At 53.5% G+C, this 20,016-nt stretch carries 18 protein-coding genes; 15 read left to right on the top strand and 3 right to left on the bottom strand.

Annotation, left to right across the window (positions count from 1 at the left end; genetic code table 11):
* Positions 1-5: 5 nt before the first annotated feature.
* Positions 6-761 carry an IclR family transcriptional regulator gene (locus R5H23_RS03355; protein WP_317214351.1) on the bottom strand — a complete coding sequence of 252 codons (756 nt, stop codon included), beginning with the start codon at positions 759-761 and terminating at the stop codon, positions 6-8.
* A gap of 153 nt (positions 762-914) precedes the next feature.
* On the opposite strand from R5H23_RS03355, the gene R5H23_RS03350 reads away from it, so the two are divergent.
* Genes R5H23_RS03350 through R5H23_RS03330 form a run of 5 tightly spaced genes read left to right on the top strand, consistent with a single transcriptional unit; the run spans position 915 to position 5,788 of the window.
* Entirely contained in the window at positions 915-1,496 is a 582-nt protein-coding gene (locus R5H23_RS03350) for an NAD(P)H-dependent oxidoreductase (protein WP_064274384.1), read from the top strand.
* Positions 1,497-1,524: 28 nt separating this feature from the next.
* On the top strand, positions 1,525-2,379 hold the full coding sequence (locus tag R5H23_RS03345) for a bifunctional 5,10-methylenetetrahydrofolate dehydrogenase/5,10-methenyltetrahydrofolate cyclohydrolase (protein ID WP_317214350.1): 855 nt from the start codon (positions 1,525-1,527) through the stop codon (positions 2,377-2,379).
* The gene (locus R5H23_RS03340) at positions 2,376-3,245 is read left to right on the top strand and encodes a methylenetetrahydrofolate reductase (RefSeq protein ID WP_317214349.1); all 870 of its coding nucleotides are present in this window, start codon (positions 2,376-2,378) and stop codon (positions 3,243-3,245) included. Before R5H23_RS03345 ends, R5H23_RS03340 begins: the two co-directional genes overlap by 4 nt.
* Positions 3,242-4,549 carry a lipase family protein gene (locus tag R5H23_RS03335; RefSeq protein WP_317214348.1) on the top strand — a complete coding sequence of 436 codons (1,308 nt, stop codon included), beginning with the start codon at positions 3,242-3,244 and terminating at the stop codon, positions 4,547-4,549. The genes R5H23_RS03340 and R5H23_RS03335 overlap by 4 nt, the downstream gene beginning before the upstream one ends.
* A gap of 57 nt (positions 4,550-4,606) precedes the next feature.
* Positions 4,607-5,788: an MFS transporter gene (locus R5H23_RS03330; protein WP_317214347.1), complete on the top strand. Its 1,182-nt coding sequence runs from the start codon at positions 4,607-4,609 to the stop codon at positions 5,786-5,788.
* 3 nt (positions 5,789-5,791) lie between these two features.
* On the opposite strand, the gene R5H23_RS03325 is transcribed toward R5H23_RS03330, so the two are convergent.
* Positions 5,792-6,814 carry an isopenicillin N synthase family dioxygenase gene (locus R5H23_RS03325; RefSeq protein WP_408874325.1) on the bottom strand — a complete coding sequence of 341 codons (1,023 nt, stop codon included), beginning with the start codon at positions 6,812-6,814 and terminating at the stop codon, positions 5,792-5,794.
* 313 nt (positions 6,815-7,127) lie between these two features.
* On the opposite strand from R5H23_RS03325, the gene R5H23_RS03320 reads away from it, so the two are divergent.
* The 7 genes from R5H23_RS03320 to nadC all read left to right on the top strand — a co-directional run bounded on the left by R5H23_RS03320 (position 7,128) and on the right by nadC (position 15,055).
* On the top strand, positions 7,128-8,135 hold the full coding sequence (locus tag R5H23_RS03320) for an ABC transporter substrate-binding protein (RefSeq protein WP_317214346.1): 1,008 nt from the start codon (positions 7,128-7,130) through the stop codon (positions 8,133-8,135).
* A complete protein-coding gene (locus R5H23_RS03315) occupies positions 8,132-9,490 on the top strand; it encodes an amidohydrolase family protein (protein ID WP_317214345.1) in 1,359 nt (452 codons plus the stop codon). Before R5H23_RS03320 ends, R5H23_RS03315 begins: the two co-directional genes overlap by 4 nt.
* A gap of 105 nt (positions 9,491-9,595) precedes the next feature.
* Positions 9,596-10,666: an NAD(P)-dependent alcohol dehydrogenase gene (locus R5H23_RS03310; RefSeq protein ID WP_317214599.1), complete on the top strand. Its 1,071-nt coding sequence runs from the start codon at positions 9,596-9,598 to the stop codon at positions 10,664-10,666.
* 101 nt (positions 10,667-10,767) lie between these two features.
* A complete protein-coding gene (locus R5H23_RS03305; RefSeq protein ID WP_317214344.1) occupies positions 10,768-11,649 on the top strand; it encodes an NrtR DNA-binding winged helix domain-containing protein in 882 nt (293 codons plus the stop codon).
* 81 nt (positions 11,650-11,730) lie between these two features.
* On the top strand, positions 11,731-12,714 hold the full coding sequence (nadA, locus tag R5H23_RS03300; protein ID WP_317214343.1) for a quinolinate synthase NadA: 984 nt from the start codon (positions 11,731-11,733) through the stop codon (positions 12,712-12,714).
* Between the two features lie 2 nt (positions 12,715-12,716).
* Positions 12,717-14,186 carry an L-aspartate oxidase gene (locus R5H23_RS03295; protein ID WP_317214342.1) on the top strand — a complete coding sequence of 490 codons (1,470 nt, stop codon included), beginning with the start codon at positions 12,717-12,719 and terminating at the stop codon, positions 14,184-14,186.
* A gap of 11 nt (positions 14,187-14,197) precedes the next feature.
* Positions 14,198-15,055, top strand: a complete 858-nt coding sequence (nadC, locus tag R5H23_RS03290) for a carboxylating nicotinate-nucleotide diphosphorylase (protein WP_317214341.1) — start codon at positions 14,198-14,200, stop codon at positions 15,053-15,055.
* Between the two features lie 61 nt (positions 15,056-15,116).
* Here nadC and R5H23_RS03285 read toward each other — a convergent pair whose 3' ends face one another.
* A complete protein-coding gene (locus R5H23_RS03285; protein ID WP_317214340.1) occupies positions 15,117-17,195 on the bottom strand; it encodes a phosphocholine-specific phospholipase C in 2,079 nt (692 codons plus the stop codon).
* A 243-nt stretch (positions 17,196-17,438) separates the two neighbouring features.
* On the opposite strand from R5H23_RS03285, the gene petA reads away from it, so the two are divergent.
* From petA to R5H23_RS03270, 3 genes are read left to right on the top strand one after another with little or no spacing between them, the layout of a single operon-like run.
* Positions 17,439-18,095 carry a ubiquinol-cytochrome c reductase iron-sulfur subunit gene (gene petA, locus R5H23_RS03280; protein WP_211504407.1) on the top strand — a complete coding sequence of 219 codons (657 nt, stop codon included), beginning with the start codon at positions 17,439-17,441 and terminating at the stop codon, positions 18,093-18,095.
* A gap of 8 nt (positions 18,096-18,103) precedes the next feature.
* Positions 18,104-19,300 carry a cytochrome b N-terminal domain-containing protein gene (locus tag R5H23_RS03275; RefSeq protein WP_317214339.1) on the top strand — a complete coding sequence of 399 codons (1,197 nt, stop codon included), beginning with the start codon at positions 18,104-18,106 and terminating at the stop codon, positions 19,298-19,300.
* Complete coding sequence (locus R5H23_RS03270; RefSeq protein ID WP_317214338.1) at positions 19,297-19,983, top strand: cytochrome c1; 687 nt, start codon at positions 19,297-19,299, stop codon at positions 19,981-19,983. The genes R5H23_RS03275 and R5H23_RS03270 overlap by 4 nt, the downstream gene beginning before the upstream one ends.
* The last annotated feature ends 33 nt before the right edge of the window (positions 19,984-20,016 follow it).

The raw sequence follows: 20,016 nt of genomic DNA, 5'->3' as shown, positions 1-20,016 counted from the left end.
GGGTCTCACAGGGCGCTGACAAGATAGGTCGCGCATCGCTGAAGGTGGGGAACCAAATCCTTTTGAATCTGTATGATGGAGTATCGACTGGTTGGAAAGACGATGCTGAGCGCACCAGCAATTTGGCCATTTACATTAAAGGCAGGAACCCCAAGGGCACGCAGATCGCTTTGCGGAGACACATCTCTCAAGGCGAAACCCTGAGAGTGAACGTCTTTAAGACTTTTAGCCACGCATGCCGCTTCTGTTTCAGAAAGGCCTGAGGTGGCCAGTATGGTCTGTTGTCTGATCTCGGGTAGAAAGGCGCAAATGGCTTGGCCAGTCGCGGTTCTGGCAAGAGACATGCTGCTGCCGATAGTATGCCCGGACATTTCGGCAGATTTGTCTGCGGGATTATGGAAGACGTAGATTGCCTCGTCTGCGTCCAGCAGAGCGAGAGAAATTGATTCTCCGATAACAATGGATTCAGCTCGAAGAACCGGCCCGACAAGATGACCGATGGAGCGGCTTTGTAGAAAGCCAAGCCCCAGTTTCAAGGCGCGTGCTGTAAGCCTGTATCGCTGATCGATACTCCGGACATATCCAAGAACTTCCAACGTTCTGACAAGTCGCCTCGTGGCGGCCCTCGTGTGCCCTACCAGACGCGCAATGTCTGCGACAGTCATGTCTGTTTGGCCATTTTCAAAAGCACGTAGGACTTCGAGGCCCTTAACAAATGTCAGGGAAATCTCGGTATCGGGGACAGGCGAGGGCTGGTCCATGGACAAATCCGTTTCTGGGCAAAAAACTATGCATAGCCGTTACGAATATCATTGCAGGCTGAAAATGATTATGCCTAAAATAAATATAACGAACAAGTGTTCGAATAACGAACAAATCTCTTCTGATAGAACCAGAAAAACAGGGAAGCCCGCGTGAAAGTCCACGTCATTTTCGCCCACCCGCTTGAAGATAGCTTCAATGCGGCACTCTTCAGGCTGGTAACGCAGACACTGGAAGCTGAAGGGCACGAAGTCGATGCTCTGGACCTGTATCGGGACAATTTCGATCCTGTTTTAAGCCCGCAAGATCGTATCGAGTATCACGATGTTAGTATTAATCAGCATCGCGTAGCGGATTACGTGAAGCGTCTGCAAAGTACGGATGTACTAATTTTATGTCATCCTGTTTGGAATTTTGGTTGGCCTGCAATTCTTAAAGGCTATTTTGATCGCGTTTTTCTTCCGGACGTTTCCTTTAAATTGATAGATGGAAAGCTTTCTCCTGGCTTTACAAACATCAAGAAGGTCATGACCGTCACGACTTACGGTTGCCCGCGGCATCGTGCGTTTGTTCTTGGTGATCCACCACGGAAGAATGGGACACGTTTTCTGCGTGCCGTCATGAACCGTCGTGTCAGCGTCGATTACCTGGGGCTTTACAATATGAATAACACCACGTTGAACGCCCGTCGGACGTTTATGAAAAAAATCATTCGTCGTCTCAAAGCTATCTGAGACCGTTTCTGGCTGGGGAGTAATTGCGGTGGCTGCTCGTTTCTTTGATCTGGATGCACTAGGTCTCGCACTTCTGGAGGAGAGCAAGAGCAGGGCCGCAACGCTGACGCAACAGGGCACCATTCCCGGCCTGGCGCTAGTGGAGGTAGGCGATGATCCACAAAGCGCTACATATGTCAGTCGTAAAATCGAGGACTGTGAAAAGGCTGGAATAGCAGTTCGGAAGATTGTTCTGCCTGAAGCTATCACGCAGGCAGATCTTTTGGAACAAATCCGAAGGCTTGATGAAGATTCAGCCATCACTGGAATTCTGGTTCAACTTCCTCTGCCGGCGCACCTAGAAGAAGGGCAGGTTCTTCAGGCGATCAGCGCTGAAAAGGATGTGGATGGTCTTCATCCGGTTAACTTGATGTCTCTGACGACATCAGATCCGTCTGTTATTCCCTGCACCGTGAGGGGCATTGATGCAGTGTTGCAGTATGCAGGCTTTGTTCTGGAAGGGGCCAATGTTGCTGTTCTGGGGCGGGGACGTCTCGTCGGCGGCCCGGCGGCGCTCTTGCTGTCTGGAAAAAGCAGAAACGCAACCGTTACGATATTGCATCGTAAAAGCCGGAACCTTAAGAATGTTCTGAAGAACTCCGACGTCATTATAGCCGCCGCGGGTTCAGCGCATCTCGTAACGTCGGATATGGTGCGGTCGGGAGCTGTCGTCATTGATGTTGGGATGAGCTGGCCCGAGGGCTCTCTGCAAGGGGATGTCCATCCTGCAGTTGCTGATGTTGCGAGCTGGATGACGCCACCTGATCGAAGTTTTGGCGTGATGACACGCATGATGCTTCTCAAAACCGTTTTGGATCTCGCGGAAAAAAGGATTGCTGCATGACTATATCGGTCGGCCAGGTGCGTGCAGATCTGATGACGGAAAGCTCCATTGAGCTTCTGCCATCCCGTATTCTGGAGCTCTCGGGCGTTCTGCCTGATCTTGCCTGCGGATCAAGGGTCTTCGTTACATGGCTTCCAGGTGTTCCCTTTGCAGACGTTCTAGCGGCCTGTGACCTGCTGAAGTTGTGTGGTTATCTGCCAGTTCCTCACGTTGCAGCCCGATCTATCCGTGATGAAGGTCACCTGCAGGAAATCTGCTCTGCATTGACCGAGCGGGATATTCCGCGAATGCTCCTGATCGCGGGTGGAGCGGATAAGCCTGCTGGTATCTTTGCAGATACGGTGCAAATTCTGGAAACAGAGATCCCGGTTCGCACGGGCATTCGCACTGTCTACGTTGCGGGGCATCCTGAAGGGCACCCGCAGGCCACCGAGGCAACATTGCTGGAGTATATGCGCCGCAAACAGGATCTTGCACGGACGCAGGGTTTGAATATGCAGATCGTAACGCAGTTCTGCTTTGATGCGGCTCCAGTTCTTGCCTGGGAGAAACGGCTGAGGGATGGCGGCATTACACTGCCAATCAACCTGGGAATTTACGGGCTAACGACGCCAAAAACGCTGGTGCGGTATGGTCTGGCCTGTGGTGTTGGGCAGTCTTTGCGTTTCATGCAGCGTCAACGCTGGAAACTTCATCGCTGGTTTATGCCCTGCAATCCGCAACATCTTGTTGATGCTGTAGCCCAAGAAATCGCTCAAACACCCGACACGAATTTTCGTGGGCTACACTTTTATCCGTTTGGAGCAATTGCACGCACGCTGGAATGGCGCCGTGCACTCTCCCTCAGCACCGGAGACCACTCATGACGCCACGACTATCTGGCCTGACATGCGCTACAGGGGCTTTCCTGCTGGCACTGGGTGGATGCACAGTTTCACCTGAATCACCGTCCACCACCGCGAGTGTTGACGACCGATATGGCGACGGTGGCGTAAGTGCTTTTTACACGGCCAATACGGCTATTTCCCCAATACCCGGAACGCTGATCCAGCACGAAGACATGGATCTGACCAAACTTCCTCAAGGCGCCAGTCGCGGCGTTAGGGTCCTGTATTCTTCCCAAAACGGCGTGAGCAAAAGCGGTCCGATTGCAGTTTCAGGGCAGATTCTGTTTCCGAAGGGCAAGCCTCCTGTCGGTGGATGGCCTGTTGTGGCCTGGGAGCATGGAACGACAGGTGTTGCGGATGTCTGTGCTCCATCCTGGCGGGGGTATTCCAGTCGGGATAAAGCCTATCTGTCGCGGTGGTTGTCTGAAGGGTTTGTCGTTGTCGCGACGGATTATCAGGGTCTGGGCACGCCAGGACCGCACCCGTATCTGTTTTATCGACCGGAGGGTTATAGCGTTCTGGACGGATTGAGAGCGTCTTTGAGCGCTTTCCCTAATGATATCAGAAACTGGATCGTTCTGGTCGGGCAATCGCAGGGATCTGGGGCAGCGCTTGGAGCCGCTTGGTTAGCGCCCTCATACGCTGCCGAGTTAAACATTCGGGGAGTCGTTGCTACAGGCCTCGTAACAGGGTTCGCAGTCCCACCAGGCGCGAGACATGTGCCTATTCCTGAAGTTTATACGGACGCCAGCAAAATGGATTCCGCCTTTGCCATGTTGCGGGTTGAAGGATCTGACCAGTCTTTGCAGCCTGAGACAGACAGTCGAACAGTTCTGACGAGTGCGGGGCGCCAGATGTCCCAGATTGCTCGCCATGCCTGCCTGCACAATCTTTTCGACAAAGCTGACCAGCTCAAAGTGCAAAGTAACGCACTTTTCAACGAAAAGCTTCCTGCTTTCGAAGCTGGACACGACGCAGCCTTCACGATCCCGGATGCCAAAATCAGCTTTCCTGTGTTCGCCGGGACAGGTCTGGCGGATGGTGAGGCCGGAGTGAATGGGCAGTATAATGCCGTTGCAGCCATGTGTGATGCGGGGACTCATGTTCTGTGGAAGCGCTATCCGGGTATGACCCATAATGGCGCAGTCAACGTGTCTTTGAAGGATTCCATTCCTTTCGTGAAAACGCTTCTGGCTGGTCATATGCCTCCGCAAAACTGCGCTTCGATCAAGCCGCCAGGCCCGGTAGAGCCAGCTTTGCCGAATGTTCCATGGAATAACTAAGCCGATTGAATAGCCCTTAGCCGGACCCGTGGCCGGCCTTTTCAAGGATACAAGACCATGCAGACCACGAGCGACAGATCAGGCTATCATCTCTTTCTTGTTCTGGTGATTTACGTTTATTCGGCAGTATCCATGGCTGTTGTCGGACTGGTGGTTCCGTTTATCAGTGCGATCGCGGAAGCCCGACATGTTTCTCCGGGTCCTGTGGGCACCAGTTTGTCTTTCTTTTCGGTGCCCGCAGCCTTCACATCTTTCTTGTTCGGCATGGTGGTCGACCGTATTGGCGTAAAGCGCGCTTTTCCAATTTCCGTTGTCCTTACGTTGATTGGTGACAGTCTCCTCCTATCAACATCCACGTTATGGAGCCTGCGGATTGGGCTTATGCTGTGTGGGTGCGGGTTTGCGTTTGCGACAGCGGGTTCTCCGGTGTTGTTCATGCGCTATTTGCCGGAAAAAAGTCGCTCCAAAGCTTTGGCATTCTGGTCCACTTTTGCGCCGGCCGGTTATTCAGCCGGTCTTCTTCTTGCCATTCCTTTTTTGAATGGGGGACGCTGGCAGGCAGCCTGCACGGCCCATATGGCGCTGATGGTTGCTATTCTTGCTGTTGGCGTTCTGACACTCGCTGGCTTGAAAGAGCCGCCGGTTGTCTTGACTGAAAGCGGTCCGGCCAAGCGACTGTCACCTTGGCTGGTCACGGCTCTCGGGCTGTCAGTAACGCTGCCGAATGGGATTGCTTACGGTACCAGTTTGATTGCGCCCTCCTACCTTGCGCGCGTTCACCACGTGAGTTTGGCTGCGTCTGCCGCAGAAGTTGCAATCATCAAGATTGTGGTAATGCTGGCAGGTGGGCTGATTGTCAGTCTGTGTGTCGGAACGGAGCGTCGTTCCAGGCTGATGTTCTGCATCATGGCGGCTATTGGCATGCTGGCTCAATGGCTGCTGCTTTTCCCGGGAAGCACGATGCTTGTCGCGTCTGCCGGGCTATTTCTTTGGACATTCGCCTATAGCGGCCTGAGTGGTGCAGGGATGTCTTTGCTGCCGGTGGTTGCGACGGACAGGAAGACCCGTGGCGTTGTCGCAGGCACGGTCGGTCAATTTATTTCCGTCTCGGCAGTTCTGATGCCTTACCTGTACTTCTCGACAACACTCTGGACCAGTTACGCCCTGTTTGCGTTCTGCGCCTTGGCGGTGGGTTGCCTGACAATTTTCCAGGTCAGGCAACGTAAGGCGCTGGCTTGATCTTTAAAGGGCAGCATCAGTTTCTGGGGTGCTGCCTTTCGATTCAGTCGCCGAAAAATTAGCCTTCAGGCGCTCTAAAAGATAATTCTGAGCAGAGATCGGAGCATATTTCTTCTCTGGCCCCTGAATGATTGCATCCCGATTGGCCTGGCAGAAAAAGGGAATAGAGAGGCGCTCCCCAAGATATTCGCCCGGTTGTGGCATACGAACACGATGAAGCGTGGACAGCAGCTTGTCGTCGCTCCACCGCATCAGCATGTCGCCAATATTGCAGGTCACATATCCTGAGACGGGTTCAACGTCGGTCCATGCCCCGCTCTTTGCATCCTTCCCAGGGCAAACCTGAAGGCCTCCTTCGCCTGTTCGCTGATGAAGAAGTGTCAGACAATCAAAATCCGAATGGGCGCCTGCACGCCAGAGTTTGAAATCCTCCAGCTTAGCATTCTCCATGCTCATATAATGAATGAGACGCAGGGTGCACTGGTAGTCAGGGGAGGACGGGTCGTGCAGTTCGGTGAAGAACTTTTCGTCAAACCCGAGCTTGATGGCAAAGCAGGACAGGATCTTCATACCCAGAAGCCAGTTCTGGTGCTCGAAGTGAGACAGGAATTCCTTGAAGTCCGGCGCGTCATGCTCTGTTGGCCACAGAGCCGCCATTCTGGGAAGAGTGATCTGAAATGATTCTTTATGGTCAGGTGTGCCTGTTGAAGGCCGCACCTGTTCCTGAAATTCCCATCCGGCGTTTGTACCAGGTTTGAGGGGAAGGCGGGCTTTTGCATCTTTGGGAAGGGCAAAGAAGGCCGTTGCCAGTGAGAACGCTCGATCTATGTCGTTCTGCGGAATACCGTGATTATAAACCTGAAAAAATCCGATTTCCGTAGCCGCAGACCAAAGTTCGTCCGCAATCTGGTATTTCCGTTCTTCAAAAGAGGAGAGATCGATCCTGGGAATTTGACGGGCGATATTCGTCCCCATTCCGCCAATATGGCGTTCGGTTTCAAGTTCGCTCAGACCTGTCGGGACCATACTCGTTTTCTCCATAAACGTATTGAAGACAACAGAGACGGAACTACGGCATGGGTGAGGGGCTGTGGCGATCAATAATGGCATATGCCCCCAACCAGAGCCGTAGTCCGGATCTGTTGGAGCAATGCCCAAAGCCTGCAACAGGACTTCGACCGCTTCTACTCGTTTCCAACACAAAACATGGTGGGCATTTGCCTGTCAATTATAAAAGCCGTTCTCATAAAAGCATTTCAATATTCTCAAATTAGGCACTTTCATGAAAACCGTTTCGATTCATAAACTGTGACTGAATGAAGAATGGAGAACGCTCCGTATGTCCAGGATGTCTCTCAGTCGCAGGCAAACCCTTTTGGGGTTGGCTGGAAGTCTAGGCGGATTATCTATGCCGCTCATCAGTAGGGCGCAAAATGCGGGGACGCCCGTCAAGCTTATAACATCCTGGTATGCACAAGCTGAGTTTGGCGGGTTTTATCAAGCTCTGGCCAAGGGATATTACGCACAGGAAGGACTGGACGTCACGATAGAGGCAGCCAGCCCGCAAATGAATGTTCCTCAGCTTCTGGCTGCCGGCCGTGCAGATTTCATTACTGGCTACGACTTCCAGCTTCTTTCCGCCGTCGCCTCTGGAATTCCTCTTGTTGCAGTAGCCAGTACATTTCAGCACGATCAGCAGGGTCTGATGACGCATGCTGGCGTCACGGATCTCGCCCAGCTCCGTGACCATCCAATTCTGATAGCAGCATCTTCCCATGCGACGTTCTGGCCATGGCTCAAAAATCGCTTTGGTTACAGGGAAGAGCAGGCGAGGCCTTATTCTTTCAATCTCCAGCCATTTTTTCTGGATCAGGAAATGGCCGTTCAGGCTTATGCATCCTCCGAACTGTGGGATGCCCGGCAGAAAGGAATGCCGGTCGAGTTTTTCCTCTTCAAGGATCTGGGTTATCCGCCCTATGGCGCTCCTATGGTCACAACTCAGCAGATGGTTGCGACCGATAAGAAAAAGGTAAGCAGCTTTGTGAAAGCGTCTTTGATGGGATGGCGTGATTATTTTCAAAACCCCGATCCGGGGAATGCTCTGATCCTCAAAGCTAACCCTAACATGACGCTGGAGCACTTGGCTTTTGGCTACGCCGGACTGAAAAAAGCAGATGCTCTGTCATCCCCAGATGTCAAAGAGCGAGGTCTTGGCGCGATGACGCTTGCCCGGTGGCAGGCCACACGGGACTTTATGGTCAGCCAAAACCTCTTGCCAGCCGATGCTGACTGGAAAAGTGCCTTCACCACAGAATTTGTGGATACTCTACGGGTGATGCCAGCATGAGCTTACTGATACAGAATATCGGTGGAATTTTAACTGGATTACGCGGCGATGCCGCTCGACGTACCGGTGACATTCGCATTCGCGATGGCAGGATCACGGAAATTGGTCATTTGGTACCTGGCTCTGGGGAGAAGGTTCTGAATGCCAAGGGAGGAATTGCAACTCCGGGGCTTATCAGCACGCATCATCACCTTTTTCAAAGTGTGCTCAAAGCGGTTCCAACGGCCATCAATAAGCCATTGGAGCCATGGCTTCGCCTTGTGCCCAATACTTACTGGAACCGCATAGATGAGCGGGCGCTCAATGTGGCGGCCAGGGTTGGAATGGTGGAATTGCTCTTGTCGGGCTGCACGACGGTCGCTGATCATCATTACCTGTTTGCAGATATGTATGCATACGATCCGGCTGCCGTTTTGTTTGAAGCCTCTGAAGATCTTGGTCTGCGCTATGTTCTCGCGCGTGGAGGCACCACGCGCGCCAGAAAATTCGATACGGACGACATTATTCCAGCGCCGACGGAGACGCTGGATGTAATGATGAAACGTGTCGAAGGGCTTGTCGGCCGGTATCATCAATCTGGCCCGAATGCGAAACGCCGAATTGCCCTGGCCCCTAACACGCCAACCTGGGGTGTCACACCGGATGAGCTTCGAGAAATGGCTATTGCCGCCCGAAGCATAGGTATTTCGCTACACTCGCATCTGTCTGAAACAGAGAACTATGTCCGGTTCTGTCTGGAAACTTACGGAATGCGGCCCCTTCAGTTTGTTGCCGAGCATGGCTGGGTTGGAGAAGACGTCTGGTTTGCGCATCTGGTTCATCTTGATGAGAGCGAACTGGCGCTTATGGCCCAAACCGGGACCGGTATGGCGCATTGTCCTCAGAGTAACTGCCGCCTTGGGTCAGGTATCGCGCCTGCACCGGCCTTGGACGCTCTGGGCGGGCGCGTATCGCTGGCAGTTGATGGGGCAGCATCTAATGAAGCCTGTGACATGGGGGCAGAGATGCATTGTGCGTGGATGATTCATCGCGCAGTTCACGGTGCTGACGCTGTCACGGCTGAGGATGTCATGCGCTGGTCAACATCCGCGGGAGCGCAAATCCTGGGGTTTCCTGATGTCGGCCGGGTTGAGGTCGGCGCAGCGGCGGATCTGGTTATCCATGGTCTGGATGCACCCAGATGTGCTGGATTGCATGATCCACTGATTGCTCCGGTCGTGTCGGGCGCGGCAACTGTACGTCATGTCCTTATGGACGGTGTGCCTGTGGTAGTGGATGGCGCTATTCCGGGACTGGATCTTGAGGCGTTACTGGCAGAGGCTCGTGAGGTTGTGGGTTGTCTCGCGCGTGCCTGAGGAAACCTGTGCGAAGTCAGCATGGGTACAGTTCAGCGGGACTTCCTGTTAGAGTGGACCAATCGTTTTGACGCTTTGATTCTTCTGTCTCGACAAGGACCTGCAATGCTTACCTGTGTTGGTTACGCGGCCTCCAGCCCGACATCTCCCTTGGCTCCTTTCGCTTTTGAGCGCCGTAACTGCGGTCCTTTGGACGTTCAGATTGACATTACCCACTGCGGTGTCTGTCACTCTGACATTCATACTGCACGGAGCGAATGGGGACCTGCTTCTTATCCGTGCGTGCCGGGGCATGAGATTATCGGACATGTCAAAGCGGTTGGGCCTGACGTAACACGCTTTAAAGTCGGTGACCGAGTGGGCGTGGGCTGCATGGTGAATTCATGCCGAACCTGCGCGTCCTGCGAGGCTGGTCTGGAGCAGTATTGCGATGCCAGTCCAACATGGACATACAACAGCCCCGATCCGGCATTTTCGGCAGAAGGCGCCTACACGTTCGGCGGATATTCGCGCGCCATCGTTGTCGATGAAGGTTTCGTCCTGCGTATTCCCGAAAATCTTGATCCGGCGGCGGCGGCACCATTGCTTTGCGCCGGGATCACGACATGGTCTCCGTTGTCTCACTGGAAAATCGGGACAGGGCATCGTGTTGGTGTTGTAGGGCTCGGTGGACTTGGCCATATGGGGGTCAAATTTGCCGTTGCGCTTGGTGCCGAAGTAACCCTGTTCACAACGTCTCCGAGTAAAGTCGAAGATGGGAAGCGACTTGGTGCACACCGGGTTGTCATTTCCCGCGATGAACAAGCGATGGCTGCCGAGGCGAACCGCTTTGATTTCATTCTTGATGCTGTGTCGGCAGATCATGACATCAATGCCTACCTGTCCCTGCTGAAGCAGGACGGACATATGGTGCTTGTAGGACTGCCGGAAAAGCCGATGTCGGTTGGGGCGTTCAGCCTTGTTGCCAAGCGCCGTAGTCTGGCTGGCTCCGCTATCGGCGGTATTCAGGAAACGCAGGAAATGCTTGATTTCTGCGGTCAGCATAACATCGTCAGTGACGTGGAAATCATTCGGATGGATGAGATCAATCAGGCGTATGAGCGCGTCCTGCGTTCAGACGTCAAATACCGCTTCGTGATCGATATGGCGTCCATGCCAGACAGCATCGCAGGCTGAAACCTTAGGGAGGGAAGGTGGCAGCAAGAAACTCCCAGCCTCCTTCCTGAGAAAAATTTTACTTCTGGAGTTTCTACCCAACGGGAGGACATGATTTTAGAATGAATCATCACGTTGCGACGTGTCGGGCGGAACTGGTTGCCGTCCTGACCACACTCCAGAGCGGAACACCAGAAGTTCTGACCGTTCAGAATGGGGCCTGCTTACCTGCAGGCGCCCTGGAAACGGAACACTCGTCATTGCAGCGTGGTGTGCGCCATTGGGTAGAGGAACTCACGGGGTTCCGCCTGGGTCATGTTGAGCAACTCTATACGTTCGGGGACTCAGTTCCTGCTGAAACTGAACGGCTCGTGCGTATTTCCTATATGGCCCTGACGCGCGACAGTGGCGATCAGGCGGGATGGAGGGGATGGTATCAGTACTTTCCTTGGGAAGACCGCCGAACTGAAGGAAGCGTTGCCCTCCTCAAGACCATTGAGCGAGCCCTTCTTGAGTGGGCGGCCCATGAGGAGGAAAAGCTCGACCGTTGTCAGGCCACGTTTGGCCTGAACGGGGAAAGCTGGAACGACGAAGCCGTGCTGGAGCGTTATGAGCTGCTGTGGGAGGCTGGGCTGGTTCAGGAGTCACCTCATTGCAGTGCGGGGCTGGGAGAAAGCCCCATGCTCTGGGATCATCGGCGTATTCTCGCAACGGCGATGTCTCGTTTAAGAGCGAAAATCCGTTACACGCCTGCCGTGTTCGAGCTCGTGCCCGAAGAATTTACGCTTCTTCAACTCCAGCAAGCGATGGAAGCTCTTTCCGGGCGTTTGATGCACAAGCAGAATTTTCGTCGGTTGGTACAAAATCAGGATCTGGTCAGTGAAACCGATCGCTACGAGAGCGGGGTTCAGGGAAGACCTGCGCGGCTTTACAGGTTTCGGACGGATAATTCTGAAAACTGCTATCTGACAGGGGCCAAGCTTCCACTGGGAACGTTCTCCTGAAAACGTGTTGACCGGCAGGCTTGTGAATACGGTAAGATGCATTATGCTCAATAGGAGCATAATGTTATTACGGAGTCCGTCATGGGCCGTCAGCATGTCCTGGAAAGCCGTGACAGGCTTTACGAACCTGTCTCCCGCCTGATGGCGCGGGAGGATTGGGAACGTTTATACGCGGATGATATCGAGGCTATTCTTCGCCTGAAACGCGAACGAAATGCCGTTATTCTGGCTCATAACTATCAAACGCCGGAAATTTTCCACTGTGTCGCGGACATCCGCGGAGACAGTCTGGCTCTGGCTCGTGATGCTCAGAACCTCGACGCAGACATCATTGTCATGGCTGGCGTTCATTTCATGGCAGAAACTGCCAAGCTGATGAATCCCGACAAGACGGTTCTAATTCCGGACGATCGAGCTGGCTGTTCTTTGGCAGAAAGCATAACGGCGGAAAACGTCCGGGAGATGAAGCGGCGCTATCCGGGGGTTCCGGTTGTCACGTACGTTAACAGTAGAGCGGAAGTGAAAGCGGAAACAGACGTCTGCTGCACGTCGGGCAATGCCAGACGGGTCGTGGAAAGCCTGGGTGTTCCTCGTGTTATCATGATTCCAGACGAGTTTCTGGCTCAAAACATCGAGAACGAAACAGGCATCGAAATGCTGACCTGGGCGGGTCATTGTGAAGTGCATGAACGCTTCACACCGCAGGAAATTCGGCAGTATCGGCGAATTCATCCAGGTGTGACGGTCATAGCGCATCCTGAATGCCCGCCAGACGTGGTTGCCGAGGCGGACTATTCCGGTTCCACCGCCAATATGATTGACTACGTCGCGACCCACCGCCCGGAAAAAGTGTTGCTGGTGACAGAATGCTCGATGAGCGACAATCTGGCCGCGCTGAATCCGGAAACCGAGTTTGTTCGCCCGTGTAATCTTTGCCCACACATGAAGCGCATTACGTTGGCAGGAATCCGCAGAGCGCTCGAAAACCTCGAAACTCCGGTAACCATTCCGTCCGAGCTTGAAGGGCGAGCCCGCATGGCGGTCGAGAGAATGCTGGCAATCTAATTGTGACGGACATTCTTTTAAGTCATCTCGCTGGGCAACCCGTTATCGTAGGGGCAGGACTGGCAGGTCTTTCCGCTGCCCTGCACCTTCGCCAGCCCTGTGTTGTTCTCAGCCCGGCTCCGTTAGGGCACGAGGCGGCGAGTTCTTTGGCTCAGGGGGGAATTGCAGCCGCAGTTGGAGCAGAAGATTCACCGGATCTGCACGCTCAGGACACGTTAGCCGCAGGTGTCGGCCTCAGTGTTCCCCACATAGTGAAACTGATTACGAGCTCGGCACCTGACGCCATCAGGACCTTGCTCGAGTGGGGCGTCCCTTTTGCAAAAAAGGGCGAAGCGCTGGACCTGCATCTGGAAGCCGCGCATTCCAGGCACCGTATTCTCCATGTCGGCGGAGATGGAAGCGGTGCTGCGATCATGCAGACGTTGATAAAGCGTGTTCGAAGTCGCGATACCATCACTGTTCTGGAAGGAACGCGACTAGAGGGCTTGGTTACGGAAGGAGGGCGCCTTATCGGCGTTAGGACCTCACAAGGTTTTCTGCCCACTTCATGCTGCGTCATCGCATCCGGGGGCATCGGTGCTCTTTATGACTGTACCACCAGCCCTGGAACATTGACCGGGAATGGTCTGGCTCATGCTGCACGTGCCGGCGCCAGACTGATTGATATGGAATTCACCCAGTTTCATCCAACAGCTCTCAAAGGTGTTGGCCAGACTGGCCGCAGACCTCTGGTGAGCGAAGCGGTACGCGGGGCGGGTGCTCTTCTGGTCGATGAAACTGGAAACAGATTTACGGAAGAACTCCAGCCACGCGATATCGTCGCGCGAGCGATTTCGGCTCATATTCAAAGCGGACACGACGTTTTTCTGGATACGCGGGCAATAGGAAAAACGCCCTTTAGTCTGAGGTTTCCGGGCATAACAGCGTCATGCATGGCCATGGGGATTGATCCGGACGCACAGCTCATCCCAGTCAGTCCAGCAATGCACTATCACATGGGTGGTCTGGATGTTGATGAGCACGGGCGTACCTCTGTGCCGGGTCTGTGGGCCTGCGGAGAAGCGGCCTGTACCGGCCTTCATGGCGCTAATCGACTGGCGAGTAATTCATTGCTCGAAGCCTTCGTAACCGGGAAATGGGTCGCAGAAAGCGTCGATAACAGCATGCTTCCAAAGGTGCCGTTCGGGACGATTGCGCCGCGCGAAGTCAGCAATGCTCCTGCTGTGCATGATTTGGCCTCACTCATGAGCAAGTATGCTGGACTGCTCAGGGACGAGCGTGGATTGCAGGCCCTTTTTGAAATAATTCTTCCGGATATCCACGTCAGTAATGAAGCGCTCATTGCCGCCTTCGTTGCATCGTCTGCCCTGAAACGTAGGGAGAGCCGTGGAAGCCATTGGCGCACGGACTTTCCGAATCAAACGATGCCTAACCGAACTGTGCTGACCATAACTGATCTTCCTTCGCCATAAGGACACATTGCATGACCTTTCAGACCTTTCTGCCTGATCTTCTCTGGGAACCTGTAGTTCGTGCTGCGCTTGTTGAAGACCTGGGAACGGGCGGAGATGTGACGACACAGGCTCTTCTTGATCCTGAACAGCCCCTTCAGGCAGTTTTTCGTGCAAGACAAAGTGGCGTTCTGGCTGGGTTGCAGGGGGCCCAGCTTGCATTCAGTCTTCTTGACCGCAAGGCTGAGTTTATTTCTCACAGGCAGGATGGCGACAGGATTGGGGCCGGGGATGTTTTGGCCGTCATTGACGGGTCTGCGAGTACGGTTTTGGCTGGCGAACGCACGGCGTTAAATCTGCTCTCGCACCTGAGCGGCATCGCTACAGCGACGCGGGCGATCGTGGATGCTGTTCATGGCACGAAGGCTCGGATCTGTTGCACGCGCAAAACGCTTCCTGGCCTTAAAGCGGTTCAGAAATATGCGGTACGTGCAGGAGGTGGTTCCAGTCATAGATATCGGCTTGATGACGCTATCCTAATTAAGGACAATCATCTAGCCCTATGCGGAGGCGTCTCGGCAGCTTTGAGGGCGGCGCGTCAGCGGGCAGGGCATCTGATGAAGATTGAACTGGAGGTCGATACGCTGGACCAGCTCGAAGAAGCCCTCGCGGCTGGCGGAGCAGATGCTTACCTTCTCGATAATATGGGTGTGGAAACGCTTCGAAGAGCTGTCAAACTTATCGATGGCCGCGCTATTGCTGAGGCATCCGGTGGAATTACACCGGAGACGGCGCGCCCGATTGCAGAGACTGGGGTGGACGTTTTGTCTTTGGGTTGGCTTACACATACGGTCAAAGCGCTGGACATCGGCCTTGATATAAGCGGCTAAGCTGGCGTTTCCGGCAAGAGCATTCCAGAATATGCTCTTGCCGAGAGTATACCTGTGTCCATCAAGCCAGGACGTTGCCCATAGCAGGGTCTGTGATGCTCGTTTGTCCGGTTTCTACATGCCCGGCAAATCGAGATTGATTGCCCGGTTCATCGGAGCAGGAGAGAACAAGATCATACCAGTGATGACTGGCATCGAGCTCAACGGAGACGGATGCCGACTGATTTCCTTCAAGGGAAAGAAAACGGTCTTCCGCACCATAAGCGTTATCCTGGATCCTGACCTTCTTTTCTGTAGATGCAGTATTCTTGAGGTTTAGGACCAGATTGCCGGTTTGAGTGTCTCCCCGCGCTTGAACCTGGATATCCATAGGTTTTGCGTTCTGGAAGTAACGCGCAAAACCATTTGGCCCGAGAATGGTAAAGTCGTGTTGTCCGGCGCTCTCTATTTTCCAAACGTCAGTGATGGCTTTTCCTGGTTCCAGAGTATGGCGGCGAGGGGTTTCCTCGGTTCCATCACGGTATACGTAAAAACATGCCCCAGATGTGCCGTCATTGCGGATTTCGAAAGTCAAGCTGCTTGTACTGGTCTCCAGGAGGTCTGCAGAGAGTTTGTATGGCAGTGGCCTTGCCAAGCGTGCACCTCGTTCCTGGTTGCCGATATCCTCGAGCGTGCTCTGATGAGGAATAACGGGCGAGGGAAGCTTACAGGACGCGTCAGCAGTTTTCCTATAGGCGGCCGTGTCCGGAAGCGGCGGCTTAACCGTAGTTTTGCGCGAGAAATCGAACGCACTGGTCAAATCGCCGCAGACTGCACGGCGCCATGGCGTGATATTGGTTTCTTTGACGCCAAAACGGGCTTCGATGAAGCGTAGCACAGAGGTGTGGTCAAACACTTCGGAGCAGACAAAGCCGCCGGTGCTCCAGGGAGAGATAACGAAAGCTGGTACACGCGGCCCCAGGCCATAAGGAAGATCGTCTGCCTTGTAGCGGTCTGGCCTGAAGCTTTGGAGGTGATTGTGAATTTCGTCTCTTGTCGTCACCGTGCTCTGACCGGGGAGAACCGGTGTGGGAGGCTGTGGGGGCGGCATATGGTCGAAATACCCGTCGTTCTCATCATACATCACGAGAAAGACAGTTTTGGCCCAGACATCCGGGTTGGCCGTCAGGGCATCGAGCGCGTGAGCAATAAAGGTTGCACCGTAGCCGGGCGTCCACCGGGGGTGTTCAGAATACGCCGCCGGAGGCAGGATCCATGACACCTGTGGCAGCCGATCGGCCAGAACATCCTGTTTCAAGTGATCAAGTGTTCGCGCAGTCATGGCACGCTCATGCAGGGCTGATCCCGGCTTGGCGTCAGCGAAATTCTTGAAACACATCAGAACGTTTGTGCCGAAATTACCATTCTCAACATCGGCACCAGACAGGCCCTGCTGGTAAACCTGCCATGACACACCGGCTTCTTGAAGGCGCTCAGGGTAGGTCGTCCAGGTGAAAGGTTCAGGCACCTTGGGATAAAAATCTCTGTCTACCCAATCCACATTATCGAGGATCGGGCCACCGCCTGTCGCATTGGGATCAACGGTGCCAGACATGAGGTAAAAACGGTTGGGGTGTGTCTGTGTCGGCGTGGAGCAGAAATAGTGATCGCAGACCGTGAACGCGTCAGCCAGAGCGTAATGGAAGGGAATATCTTCCCGTGTGTAATAGCCCATCGTCATATCTTTCTTGTGACGAGGCCATTGGTTGTTCCAGCCTTTGTTGATCGCTGCGTGCGTAGGAGCCCAGCTATGGTCCAGATCAATCACGCATTCTGCACTGGTAGTTTGTGTTGGGAGATGGAACGGCGTGATCCAGCCATTTTCGGCTTTCTGCCGTTGCTGCCACCAGATCGGTTCGCGGTTCGGACCACGCACGACATGCCGGTCTCCATACCCACGAACGCCTGACAGATGACCAAGATAGTGATCGAAAGATCGGTTTTCCTGCATCAGCACAACGATATGCTGGACGTCTTCGATCGTTCCTGTGTCCCGACGGGCAGGGATGGCACGGGCACGCTGAATGGATGGAAGAAGCGCACTGAGGGAAAAGCCTGCTCCCAGACCTAGTACGCTGCGACGGTTCAGTTTTGTTGCCACCGTTGATCTCTTCCATACACTCAATTGTGATAAGACGCTTATCAGCCCCGGCGGATGAAATCATCAAGGAATTTCAAGAGTTTCATGTCATTTTTATGAATGGGTATGGTGTTGAAAAGAGGGGGTTGGCCCCTGAAGGTGCATGATGAGAAACAGAGGCTCCGTTTCGTGCAGCGTATCTTTAAGATTGACTTCACCCATATGGGCTTGAATGATTTGAGCTGGTTATTTGAGTAGGACACCATGACACAGGATGATGCACCTCCTTCCTCGTCCCAACAGGGATTGGAAGAGGAAAACCACCCTCGGCGACGCGATGTGCTCGCGACAGTCACGCTGGGGATGGGCTGTGCAGGGGCCTGTGCACTGGCATATCCGTTTCTCAACAGTTTGAATGGTACGCAGAGCAGTCGCATTGGCGAAGATGATACTGTTGAGGTTGATTGCTCGAAGCTGGCGCCGGGGCAGCAGCTTGTGGTGACGTGGCGTGGATGGCCGGTGTTCGTTCAGCGGCGTACACCAGAAATGCTGGCTTCGCTCCGTGTTCCTGAACTGGCGCATCGGCTGCGTGACCCAGATTCCAAAATGCACCAGCAACCTCAGGATGCGATCAACTGGCATCGCTCTGTTGTGCCTGAAATTGGCGTCCTGATCGGAATCTGTACGCATCTGGGGTGTGTGCCATCTTTTGACGCGCCATCGTCTGGCGATCGATCCGGGAAATATGCCTGTCCCTGCCATGGGTCACAATTCGATATCGCAGGGCGGGCATATAAGGATGCGCCAGCGCCCTATAATCTTCCTGTTCCGCCCGTAACGATAATTTCTGATCAGCACCTTCTCATTGGGAAGAGTAAAGGCGATCCGGATTTTGATATCGCGACGATCCAGCAGATCTGATTGCCCTCATGACCGATAAACCTCACGATCTCTCCGAGTGGGTAGAGAAACGCCTCCCGATTGTTTCTTCTTTCCGGCGTGAATATGTTGACTTCGCGATGCCGAAAAACCTCAATTATCTATGGAATTTCGGTGCCTTTGCCACGGTTTCGCTCGGGATGCTTTTGCTGAGCGGGATCTTTCTTGCTCTTAATTACACTCCGACAGTGTCAGATGCGTTTTCCAGCATAGAGACCATGGATCGGCAGGTCGCATCGGGCTGGCTGGTTCGATCCATTCATATGGGCGGCGTTTCTATGCTGTTTGCCGCTCTCTACGTCCATGTCGCGAGAGGGCTGTATTACGGATCCTACAAAGCGCCTCGCGAACTGATCTGGCTCACTGGGCTTGGACTGCTTTTAATGGTCATGATAACGGCTTTCGCGGGGTACATTCTCCCGTGGGGGCAGATGTCCTATTGGGGCGCTACAGTTGTCGTGAATGCGCTCAATACTGTGCCATTGATCGGCAAAGCCCTGACGTCCTGGCTAATGGGAGGGGAGGGCCTTGGTAATGTTGCTTTACACAGGATTTACGTTCTTCATTTCCTGACAGCATTTTCTATTATAGGCGTCGTTGCGCTTCATATTGCAACATTGCATGTTGCGGGATCAAATAACCCGACAGGAATAGATCCTGAACCTTCTGATGAAACAGTCCCATTTCATCCCTATTATACGTCCAAGGATGGATTGGGGCTTTGTTTTTTTCTTATCGTCTATGCAGTAATTGTTTTCTTCGCTCCGGATTTTCTGACTCTTGCAGAGAATTACGTACAGGCAAACCCGCTTGTGACGCCTCAGGACATTACGCCGGAATGGTATTTTGCACCGTTTTATGCGATTTTAAGGGCGGTTCCTTCCAAACTTGGAGGCCTCATCCTTGCGACAGGAAGTATAGGAGTATTATTTGCGGTACCATGGCTGGATAATTCCCCTGTCAGATCCGCACAGTCTCGACCTCTCCTCCGACCAGCGCTTTTAATGCTTTTCTTCTCGTTTGTTGCTTTGGGTTTTGCTGGAATGCATCCACCCGCAGGAGGGTGGCTGTGGCTTAGCCGCGTTGCTGTTTTCTATTGGTATTTATATTTTCTGATACTTTTGCCACTTCAATCGCGTGGCGAAACAGCATCTTCCTTGGGCTTCGCAAAAGAGGGCGGGGAATGAAATATCCTCTTTTATTTTTACTTGCCCTTTTTTCTTTCAAAGCAGGCGCATCTACGCCTGAGCAGCGCGGGCTTCAGGTATTCAGGCAGGTTTGCAGTAGTTGCCACAGCTTGAACTATGTTGCTTATTCAGATCTTTCAGACCTCGGCCTATCTGTGGTGGCCATTAAAGATTACGCTTCACAGCATCAGGTTGCCGATGGTCTTGACGATGATGGCGATCCTAAAACACGGCCAGCCCACCCGTCAGATCGAATTGGATCGCCTTATCCAAGTGAAAACCTGGCAAGACTAGCCAACCACGGTGGTCTTCCTCCAGATTTTTCACGACTTGCTCTGACCCAACATGGAGGCACGGCGCGCATTATTCAGATTTTGCAGTCTTATGCATCCGCCCCGGAAGGGACGGTGTTGCCTAAAGGCTCGTACTATAATCTGGCGATGAAGCATCGCCATATCGCGATGCCTCAGCCTCTACATGATGGTCAGGTGCAATACTCAGACGGAACGTCATCAACCATTCCACAGATGTCGCAGGATGTAGGTGCGTTTCTGGAGTGGGCGGCCCATCCACATCTTCACACCAGACGTAAGGTAGGCGTTTTTACTCTGCTGTACCTGATCGCGATGAGTATTCTGGTCTTTTTTCTCAAGAAGAGAATATGGAAAAAGGTTAAGAATTAGCCTGTGACATCCCATATTTTCTTTAATGGGAAG

It is taken from the genome of Gluconobacter sp. GP1, from assembly GCF_032913585.1.
GTDB lineage: Bacteria > Pseudomonadota > Alphaproteobacteria > Acetobacterales > Acetobacteraceae > Gluconobacter > Gluconobacter cerinus.
The sequence above is the reverse complement of the archived record's forward strand: the minus strand, read 5'-3'. Positions and strand labels throughout refer to the sequence as shown.

Coding starts and splice junctions, on each gene's coding strand:
- R5H23_RS03355 (WP_317214351.1), bottom strand. CDS start 761: ATGGACCAGCCCTCGCCTGTCCCCGATACCGAGATTTCCCTGACATTT.
- R5H23_RS03340 (WP_317214349.1), top strand. CDS start 2,376: ATGACTATATCGGTCGGCCAGGTGCGTGCAGATCTGATGACGGAAAGC.
- R5H23_RS03335 (WP_317214348.1), top strand. CDS start 3,242: ATGACGCCACGACTATCTGGCCTGACATGCGCTACAGGGGCTTTCCTG.
- R5H23_RS03330 (WP_317214347.1), top strand. CDS start 4,607: ATGCAGACCACGAGCGACAGATCAGGCTATCATCTCTTTCTTGTTCTG.
- R5H23_RS03325 (WP_408874325.1), bottom strand. CDS start 6,814: ATGGTCCCGACAGGTCTGAGCGAACTTGAAACCGAACGCCATATTGGC.
- R5H23_RS03320 (WP_317214346.1), top strand. CDS start 7,128: ATGTCCAGGATGTCTCTCAGTCGCAGGCAAACCCTTTTGGGGTTGGCT.
- R5H23_RS03315 (WP_317214345.1), top strand. CDS start 8,132: ATGAGCTTACTGATACAGAATATCGGTGGAATTTTAACTGGATTACGC.
- R5H23_RS03310 (WP_317214599.1), top strand. CDS start 9,596: ATGCTTACCTGTGTTGGTTACGCGGCCTCCAGCCCGACATCTCCCTTG.
- R5H23_RS03305 (WP_317214344.1), top strand. CDS start 10,768: ATGAATCATCACGTTGCGACGTGTCGGGCGGAACTGGTTGCCGTCCTG.
- nadA (WP_317214343.1), top strand. CDS start 11,731: ATGGGCCGTCAGCATGTCCTGGAAAGCCGTGACAGGCTTTACGAACCT.
- nadC (WP_317214341.1), top strand. CDS start 14,198: ATGACCTTTCAGACCTTTCTGCCTGATCTTCTCTGGGAACCTGTAGTT.
- petA (WP_211504407.1), top strand. CDS start 17,439: ATGACACAGGATGATGCACCTCCTTCCTCGTCCCAACAGGGATTGGAA.
- R5H23_RS03275 (WP_317214339.1), top strand. CDS start 18,104: ATGACCGATAAACCTCACGATCTCTCCGAGTGGGTAGAGAAACGCCTC.
- R5H23_RS03270 (WP_317214338.1), top strand. CDS start 19,297: ATGAAATATCCTCTTTTATTTTTACTTGCCCTTTTTTCTTTCAAAGCA.